This is a genomic window from Paraburkholderia solisilvae, assembly GCF_902859875.1.
In the GTDB taxonomy this organism is placed as follows: domain Bacteria; phylum Pseudomonadota; class Gammaproteobacteria; order Burkholderiales; family Burkholderiaceae; genus Paraburkholderia; species Paraburkholderia solisilvae.
In genome coordinates this window covers 1-1,470 of record NZ_CADIKF010000124.1, presented here as the reverse complement: position 1 = coordinate 1,470, position 1,470 = coordinate 1, and the positions used below count along the sequence as shown (strand labels likewise).

Sequence of the window (1,470 nt, the reverse complement as noted above, 5' to 3'; positions counted from 1 at the left end):
GCCGTCGCGCCGAACCTCGCGGCGCCCGGCATTGCCGCGCCGCAGCCGGCTCCGGCAGCAGTAGGGATCAAGTAAACCCATATTCGAGACGCAGCGAGGTTTTCATGATCAGGCACATTCTCGCGATCGACGATTCGGCCGCGATGCGGGAGATTCTTTCCGCGACGCTGACCACGGCCGGCTACGACGTGACGGTCGCCGCGGATGGAGACGAAGGACTTGAGCACGCGCTCGCGATGGCGTTCGATCTCGTGCTGACCGATCAGCACATGCCGGGCAAGACCGGCGTCGATCTGATCGCCGAGTTGCGTGCGAACCCGGCCTACGAGGCCACGCCGATCCTGTTGCTGACAACGGAATCCGGCGAGCCGTTCAAGGCGGCGGCGCGTGCGGCGGGGGCGACGGGCTGGATCGAGAAGCCACTCGATCCGGACATGTTGACCGAACTCGTGTCGACGCTCGACGCGCCCGAGTGAACCTCACGCACCGTCCAGCAACACCTTGATAAGCGAACACGAACCGGCAGCCAAGCAGGCAGCACGAGCCCAGCAGACAGAATTATTCGCGGTGAACCAGGCATGACACTCGATATCACACAGTTCTATCAGACGTTCTTCGACGAGGCGGATGAACTGCTCGCGCAGATGGAGCAGTTGCTGCTCAATCTGAATGTCGGCCAGCCCGACCCGGAAGATCTCGCTGCGATTTTCCGCGCCGCGCATTCGATCAAAGGCGGCGCCGCGACGTTCGGCTTTACCGCGCTCACCGAAACGACGCACATCCTCGAGTCGCTGCTCGATCGCGCGCGCAACAACGAACTCGTGCTGCGCAAGGACATGATCGACACGTTCCTCGAGACGAAGGACGTGTTGTCCGGCCAGCTCGCCGACTACCGCGCGAGCCAGGAACCGGACGCGGCGGTCGCCGCGGCGATCTGCGCGAAGCTCGAACGCCTGAACGCGGAAAACCGCTTCGGCGGCGAAGCGGCGGCAGCGCCGGCCGCTGCGGCGCCCGCAGCGCCAACGATTGCGCAGACGGCGCCGGCCGCCGACGGCACGCCGCCGGACCACGTGATCGACCAGGCCGTCGATGCGGCCAACGCGCGTCACGGTATCGATTCAACGGCAGCATCGGCAACACCAGCGACACCGGCATCGAGCGGCGCAGCAGACGCCGCCGGTCCGCATCTGAAAGTGACGCTACGGGGCGTAGGTGAGAAGGACGAGGCGCTGCTCGCTGAGGAGCTGGGCAACCTCGGGCAAATCGTCGGGCAGGTGAAGAGCGGCAACGATCTGACGTTGTGGCTCGAAACCGATGTGCCGTCCGACGACATCGTCGCGGTGCTCTGCTTTGTGATCGACGAGAGCCAGATCTCGGTCGGCCGCGGCAGTGCACCGGCAGGCGATGAACAGCCGGCGCAGGCCGCCGCGGCAACGCAGGCAGCCGAGGCCGCGCCGGTTCAGGCGGCCG

2 protein-coding genes are annotated in these 1,470 nt (G+C 66.0%); both read left to right on the top strand.

The features are described from left to right. Window positions 1–104: 104 nt before the first annotated feature. The gene (locus HV675_RS32075) at window positions 105–476 is read left to right on the top strand and encodes a response regulator (protein ID WP_175115472.1); all 372 of its coding nucleotides are present in this window, start codon (window positions 105–107) and stop codon (window positions 474–476) included. A 102-nt stretch (window positions 477–578) separates the two neighbouring features. After that, the coding region (locus tag HV675_RS32070) for an Hpt domain-containing protein (protein ID WP_175115471.1) at window positions 579–1,470 on the top strand (892 nt) is incomplete at its 3' end.